The 7420-nt window shown below is 36.4% G+C and carries 7 protein-coding genes; 5 read left to right on the top strand and 2 right to left on the bottom strand.

All coding sequences use genetic code 11. The features are described 5' to 3' along the window. Positions 1–333 precede the first annotated feature (333 nt). Together ACJJVX_RS13650 and ACJJVX_RS13645 are read left to right on the top strand one after the other, a co-directional pair. Positions 334–489, top strand: coding sequence for a hypothetical protein (locus ACJJVX_RS13650; RefSeq protein WP_405631901.1), 156 nt, complete (start codon positions 334–336; stop codon positions 487–489). 175 nt (positions 490–664) lie between these two features. Beyond that, positions 665–2029, top strand: a complete 1365-nt coding sequence (locus tag ACJJVX_RS13645; RefSeq protein WP_405631899.1) for a S41 family peptidase — start codon at positions 665–667, stop codon at positions 2027–2029. A 167-nt stretch (positions 2030–2196) separates the two neighbouring features. Here the strand turns inward: ACJJVX_RS13645 and ACJJVX_RS13640 are convergent, their stop codons facing one another. Further along, a complete protein-coding gene (locus ACJJVX_RS13640; RefSeq protein ID WP_054204611.1) occupies positions 2197–2718 on the bottom strand; it encodes a TetR/AcrR family transcriptional regulator in 522 nt (173 codons plus the stop codon). Between the two features lie 107 nt (positions 2719–2825). On the opposite strand from ACJJVX_RS13640, the gene ACJJVX_RS13635 reads away from it, so the two are divergent. Continuing rightward, positions 2826–3008: a hypothetical protein gene (locus ACJJVX_RS13635; protein ID WP_054204610.1), complete on the top strand. Its 183-nt coding sequence runs from the start codon at positions 2826–2828 to the stop codon at positions 3006–3008. Between the two features lie 128 nt (positions 3009–3136). Continuing rightward, the gene (locus tag ACJJVX_RS13630) at positions 3137–3994 is read left to right on the top strand and encodes an alpha/beta hydrolase (protein ID WP_405631896.1); all 858 of its coding nucleotides are present in this window, start codon (positions 3137–3139) and stop codon (positions 3992–3994) included. A 258-nt stretch (positions 3995–4252) separates the two neighbouring features. On the opposite strand, the gene ACJJVX_RS13625 is transcribed toward ACJJVX_RS13630, so the two are convergent. Then, positions 4253–5461: a porin gene (locus ACJJVX_RS13625; protein WP_054204608.1), complete on the bottom strand. Its 1209-nt coding sequence runs from the start codon at positions 5459–5461 to the stop codon at positions 4253–4255. Between the two features lie 311 nt (positions 5462–5772). Here ACJJVX_RS13625 and ACJJVX_RS13620 point away from each other — a divergent pair, with 311 nt between their 5' ends. Beyond that, complete coding sequence (locus ACJJVX_RS13620; RefSeq protein ID WP_082355598.1) at positions 5773–7359, top strand: ABC-F family ATPase; 1587 nt, start codon at positions 5773–5775, stop codon at positions 7357–7359. Positions 7360–7420 lie beyond the last annotated feature (61 nt).

The raw sequence follows: 7420 nt of genomic DNA, 5'->3' as shown, positions 1-7420 counted from the left end.
ATGGTTTCATTGAGAATTTCATGTCGATATTCACGAAGAAATACGAAGAGTTTGCCATGTGTTTTTAAACGGCTACAGATTAATTTTTCTTTTTTACTCAATGCTTCAGGGCATTGCCAATGGCGATTATATTTCATGATATGACTACGTTAGCTAAGACACGCTATTTGATCATGAATTGAAGCAAATGTCGATCTGGTTAGAATGTATACTGATCGGTGCTCTAGGTATTAATGTAAAAACTGCTTGGTGTTGGCGGCATCAGTTATTATCTAAACCAAGGCAAGCCTTCAGAGTTTCATGGGATTATTGAAGCCGATGAAACCTTTATAAATGAGTCGGTCAAGAGTAAACGACAATTGGATAGACCAGCTCGCAAATATGGGGTTTATAAGCCATGACATAACCAAAGTGCCCGTTTTGCTTGCATTAGATCGCAACGGTGCAGTTACGCATTGCGTATTAAAAGAAACTCAAGAGAAGAGTTAGAGAAATTTCTAGCGCAGGCATTAACACTTGAGAGTGCATTGAGTACAGATGGCAACCTGCCTTTCGCGCTTGACCATTAACGACTTATAGCGGTATAGATGGTATATACCATATTCAAACACTAAACAACTGGATGGTGCGCTGTGTTTTAGCACTGTAAATATGAGAGATTGATATGGATTATTTAGTTAAACAACTGCTCATTGGTTTGTTATTTTTAATGACTACAATTATGAGTAGTTTTCATTCTTCGGCAACTGCCATTTGGAAAACTGAAGGGTATGGATATGTGTTTGATTTAACGAATCATGTGAAACCACTTGTCTACGATATCAGTGATAATTATTGTCTTTTGAATCATTTTTTAACTGATGAAGCTCAAAGAGATGGTGTAACCATTGATGAAAAAACTAAACAATTAGACTTTGATAAGTTATTCCCTCTATCTGTCACAAAGCTCGATGTATTACCAAAAACTTGTACTTCTAATGAGCTAAATGGCTTTCAAAGCAATAGCTATGTATTCAATAGTCGTCAGGTATTAAGAGTTGTATTAGACAGCTTTTCTTATCATTACGCATTTACTGAAGAAAAAGAGCTAAACTGGAAGGCATTGAAGTCACGGTGGCTCCAACGCGCAGATAACAATACAACCCCTGATGAACTACAACAAATCATTGACGAATTTCTTGAATATATCAGAGATGGTCATGCGATATTGATTGATGGCTCTTTAAATAGGCTAAGCCATTACTCACCGAGAAAGTCTGCTTCAGAAATAAGACTGAAAGAATATCTAGTTGAAAACTCTGAGTTTTCGGATATTTCACAAGTTTACAGGTATATCTATCGGCAATGGATAAAAAATGTAGAATCCTATTTTTCTACCAACAAACCTGCACAATATCTAGCGGATAATTTCCTTATTGCAAAACTCAAAGGTGGTGGTTCGTACTTTAGAGTCGAAAGTTTCGATGCACATGAAACACAGGAAGTAATGCAAAAGATAACGCCACACTTTAATCGCTCTAAAGGAGTGATTATAGACCTTAGGGATAGTTCTGGCGGAAGTGATTTAGTCGCTTTACAAATAATGTCCTACCTTATAGATAAACCACTTCGAATTGGCACTAAAAGCTTCAAAGTTCCAACTGGCATGAGTGAAAAGAAAGGCATACTTGTTTCCCCCGCATACATTAAACCTTTCGTTGGTAAAATTGTTGTGATTACCAGTCACCTCACGCCAAGTGCTGCAGAGGTGTTTTTAATAGCATTAAAGGCGAGGAATAATGTGATATTCATCGGTGAAAATAGTTATGGAGCCTTAAGTGATGCGTTGATAAAAGCACTACCAAATGGTTGGGGGATTACGTTATCTAATGAGTTTTATGCCGACAGTGAAGGGCAAAGCTATGAATTTGTCGGAGTTCCTGTGGAGCATGCATTTGAGTTTCCTAACATCAAAGATATTAAGGAGAGTAAAGACTCTGCGTTGGAATATGCAATAAAACTTTTAGATGAACAACCCGATAGAAATTAATTTAAGTTGAGATGCAGTTAACAATTGATCAATTGCGTAATATTCAATTACCAACATAGAAAAGGTTCAGCGCCATATAAAAGCTGTGGTTGGAAATGGTAGCCTAATAATATTAGGCTTTAATTACATATTGTGAATTAAGTAGCTTAAAACTACAGTTATATAAGCTAGATAATTGCTATTTTATTCATTAACATGCGTAACATTTTTTTTGGATCGGGGGTTGTTTGATTCAAACCTGAAATAATTGTCATAAAATAACAATCCATCATTACAGACGCTTTAATGTCATCAAATTGAGGTTGTTCACTAAATAGTAGTGCTTTAAAGTCATTTATTTGCAGCTCAAAAAACTCAGTTTGCCAAATCATATCGCTAATTAGTATTTTACTAAATTCAATATTACTACAATAAAATTCAAATAACGGTTGGGCGTAATGATGTAATTTCAATCGAGGTGAATGTTGAACATCGGTCTCTTTTGACTGCATGATTATTGTGCCTATCTGCTGATGCATACCAGCTTTAAGTAGGTCAATTTTGTTTTCAAAATGACTAAATACCGTGCCGGTTGCAACACCTGCATTATTAGCTATTTGCCGTGTAGATGTTTGCTCATAGCCTTGATTTAAAAATAAGAGCCAAGCAGAATCTAAAATTTTATGCCGTGTTATATTTTTTTTATTCATTTATTTCATTACTTTATTTGTTTTTTAGAGTGACTTAAATTACATAGCTTGATTTATTGAGCGCGCTCAATTATATTTATGAGCGCGCTCAATAAAAGGGAAGCAAAATGAATTTTTTCAAACGTGTTATCGGTTATGTTTTATTTTTACCATTCATCGGTTTTTATTCTTACATGTTAGGCCCGTTACTTAAAGGTATATTGATCCCTGGTGGCTTGATCATGCTGTGGCTTATTTTAGGCCCAAAAGAGGGGTATCTTGCCTTAAAAAAAGCGTTTATAACAAAATGATTATTTAGCCCTTCATCTTGTTCGCCTGTTTTAAGTGTAGTCACTGTGCTTACTTATAATAAAGATGTGACTTGTTATCTATTTTTTGATACGTTTTGTGAACTCTAAAATCTCATTACAAAGAACGAATGAAAATAAATAAAAGTCATATAATTACTTTTTGTTTAGTCATTGCATTGGTGGGAGTGATTACACTTACTGCGCGTTATAATGATCATTATGTATCCTCCTTTATGGATATTACAATAGAATCTAATGTATTGAATGAGTCAAGAAAGGTATTTATTCGATTACCTGAGAATTTTGATTCAAATAAAGCTTACCCGTTAATTATCAGGACTGATGGTAATTTTAACTTAACAAAATGGGATGCTGTGCTTAACGAACACACTAAAAATGGAGTTATATTAGTGTCAATTCCAAATCAATTTTGGGAATTCACACGTAATAGAGATTTAGTGCCGCCATATGCTCGACAAGATGTAAATACTGATGCTAGACCTGAGGCGAATTTTGAAGCGCGAGGTGAGGCTGATAAATTTTTACAATTTATTGAAATTGAATTACTCCCTTACCTGTCTTCAAATTATAAGCTAACAGATGATCGTATCTTAAGTGGTTTTTCAGCAGGCGGTAGTTTTGTACTTTACACATTGCATACAAAACCAGAGCTTTTTAATGGTTATTTCGCGTTTAGCCCTGCTGCGTGGTATGACGATATGACTGTTGTAAAACACTTTACTGATTTTTTACAAACATCGTTACACGAGTTACATCGGCCAACTTATTTGTACATTTCAGTTGGTGGGGCTGAGCATCCACTAATGCTTAATGCGTTTAATAAGCTTGAAGATACATTAACAGTAAATAGAAATGACCGCCTTGAGTGGCACAGCACCATAAATGCACATGCAGAGCATTCTGAGAACCCAGCATTAAGCGTCGAAAGTGCGCTAACTCGCTATAATAAATTTATAGAAAAATGACGCGTATATGCAAAGTATTGAACAGAAAACTCCTTATTAGTATCACACACGAAAAAGAACACATCATACATTTTTTTGATAATCGTAATCTCAACAAAGGTGCAAGGCTCATTAATAATTACCAAAGGAAAGTTTACTTCAGGAGTATGTTTACTTTCATTATTTCTATGGCTACAACGATTAAAAGAACTAAAGAAAAGAGTGTGGATCAGTAAAGTCAGAAATAAGCAGAACATGTAAGCTCTGCTTATTTAAATTTTATAAAGTATAGTTAAACCCAAATGCTATACCATCATCTTCAGATTGCTCCATTGAAGCTTGTTGTTGTTTATTGCTACTTGTAAAATCGCTAAAGTCTTTACGCGCTTCAATATATACAATTGTGTCTTCATCGAAAAGGTAGTGCAAACCAGCCACCGCAAACTGACGCTTAAATACATCGTTTGGGTCGGCATTGAAGTTTGGTTGAATTACGTAGTCAGCACCTGCATTAAATACGTTGTAGGCTACAAATGGTCTAAAGTCGTTATCAAACCTGTAAGAGACAAAAGTCTCAACACCAATAGCATCTTTGATTAACCGACCTAAATTATCAGTGTCGTGATTTTTATTTTTATTTATATTTGCTGCAACATAAAGGCCGCGAGAACTGATTTTACCAAAGGTAATACCTGCACCATATATTAAGTCAACGACTGACTTATTTTGACCATCTCCGTAGGCAATATTAAATTCACCACGGTTGACACCTGCGGTAAGTTTTATCTTATTTGTCATTGAGTAGGTCAGCGCAGCGCCGTAAGTTGAATTAAATTCTACCTTTTGGGCCGCTGTATTACCTGAATTCCACAGATCTTCACATGCTGATTGTGATATTGCGTCAATATCACAGGTATAAAAGTTATCATTTTTCAATTGTACTTGTGTGGCAATACTAAAATCACCAAATGTGTTTCGGTATTGCAGTAGCTTGTCACCTCGACCGGTGCCATTTACAGCGCCATCGTCTTTATTATATGTATATACACCGGCGGCATTTCCGTCCCAAACAAGGCTGTAGTTGGTACTATAAACAACGTCATACCAAGCTCCCCACTGTTTACCAAGAGTCAGCTGACCATATTTTTCATGTGCTAAGCCCACATAACCCAATCGGTTATATAAAAACTCATCTTGAATTGATTCAAAGCGGTTATTATAAATAATGTCGCTACTGCCAACAGGGTTTACTCCCCATTCAAGTAAGGCTAACGCCGTCCATTCATCGTTTAGTTCTCTACTGAAATCAAAATTAATTCGTGATGCACCATTTACAATTTCTGTTTGCCCTTGCGTATTAATAACGCGCGCATCGATAAACCCACCTATGGTAACGGTATTTTTATCATCCTTATAAATTTCGATAGCATAGAGATTTGGCGTAATTAAAATACTCGTGAGAGTAGCGGCAACTAATATTTTCTTCATGCGGTACTGCCTTGTTTAAATTATTTCATATTGTGTGTTTAGCGGCGAAGACTAACAAAGCTCTATTTGGGTCTAAAGTGAAAAAAAATCATTTAAAAAGCATGGAGGAAATTTAACTGTAAATTAATCGTAAACAGGGTTTTAAGTTCGCTAAAACTCATTAAAATAGCAGTTCTTTTGGGTTGGTTTTATTTAATAATAATGCTACTCAGGCTTTTGCTATTACACTAATAATTCATAGAAAAATTGCGTTATTTAGTTTAAACTCCAGCCAATTTTATTCCTTTGTTTTCCCCTTGGAGGGTAGCGCTATCATTAGTACAGCTAACATCACCATGCAATTTGGTGCTAAACCATTATTTGATAATATTTCAGCTAAATTTGGCGAAGGAAACCGTTATGGTTTAATCGGCGCTAATGGTTGTGGTAAATCAACATTTATGAAAATTTTAAGTGGTGAGCTTGAACCATCAGCTGGCAATGTAAGCACTGATCCAAACGAACGTGTCGCTAAACTTAATCAAGACCAGTTTGCCTATGAAGAATACTCAGTAATCGATACTGTGATCATGGGCCATAAGGAATTGTGGGAAATAAAACAAGAGCGTGACCGCATTTACGGCTTGCCAGAAATGAGCGAAGCCGATGGTATGAAAGTTGCCGATCTTGAAACAGAATTTGCTGAAATGGATGGTTATTCTGCTGAATCAAAAGCGGGTGAATTACTTTTAGGTGTTGGTATTGCGACTGAGCAACACTACGGTCCTATGTCTGAAATTGCGCCGGGCTTTAAGCTACGCGTGCTATTGGCTCAGGTATTATTTTCAGATCCAGATATTATGCTACTTGATGAGCCTACCAATAACTTGGATATTTACACTATCAAGTGGCTTGAAGACGTTTTAAACCAACGTGACTGTACAATGATCATCATCTCGCATGACCGTCATTTCTTAAACTCAGTGTGTACACACATGGCCGATATTGACTACGGTGAATTACGCATTTACCCAGGCAACTATGATGAGTACATGTTTGCAGCAACACAAGCCCGCGAACGTTTACTAAGTGAAAACGCTAAAAAGAAAAATCAAATTGCAGAACTTCAACAGTTTGTTTCTCGTTTCTCTGCGAATGCATCTAAAGCTAAGCAAGCAACTTCGCGTGCTAAGCGCATTGATAAAATTCAGTTAGATGAAGTTAAAGCATCATCGCGCCAAACCCCATTTATTCGTTTTGAGCAAGAAAAACAATTATTCCGTAATGCATTAGAAATGACAAATCTTGGCCAAGGTTTTGACGACATGCTTTTCACCGACCTTGAAGGCTTAGTTGAAGTTGGCGAACGAATTGCGATTATTGGTGAAAACGGTGTGGGTAAAACAACACTTTTAAATACGCTGGCAGGGCGCTTAGCACCTAAACAAGGTGAGTTTAAGTGGTCTGAAAATCACAATATAGGGTATTACGCGCAAGATCATGCTGATGAGTTTGATACAGATCTCAATTTGTTTCAGTGGATGGAGCAATGGCAACAAGAAGGTGACGATGAGCAAGTTGTTCGTAGTTTCTTAGGCCGTATGTTATTTTCACAAAATGACATAACTAAATCTGTTAAAGTTATCTCTGGTGGTGAGCAAGGTCGAATGCTGTTTGGCAAGATTATGATGCATAAGCCAAACATCCTATTAATGGATGAACCAACTAACCACATGGATATGGAATCAATTGAAGCGCTCAACCTTGCGCTTGAAGCATATGAAGGTACGTTATTATTCGTATCCCACGACCGTCAATTTGTATCATCTGTTGCTACACGTATCTGGGAAGTTAAAGACGGTAAAATAATTGATTTCAGAGGCACTTATTCTGAATACTTAGCGAGTAAAGAAAGCTAAATTTTAATTCGTTCAAAAAAGCCATGCCTGTCATGGCTTTTTTGTTTTTTGATACTTGCAA

This window comes from Pseudoalteromonas sp. Ld20 (assembly GCF_045064175.1).
GTDB lineage: Bacteria > Pseudomonadota > Gammaproteobacteria > Enterobacterales > Alteromonadaceae > Pseudoalteromonas > Pseudoalteromonas neustonica.
Note: the sequence above shows the minus strand (reverse complement) of the source record. Positions and strands in the feature narration are given on the sequence as shown.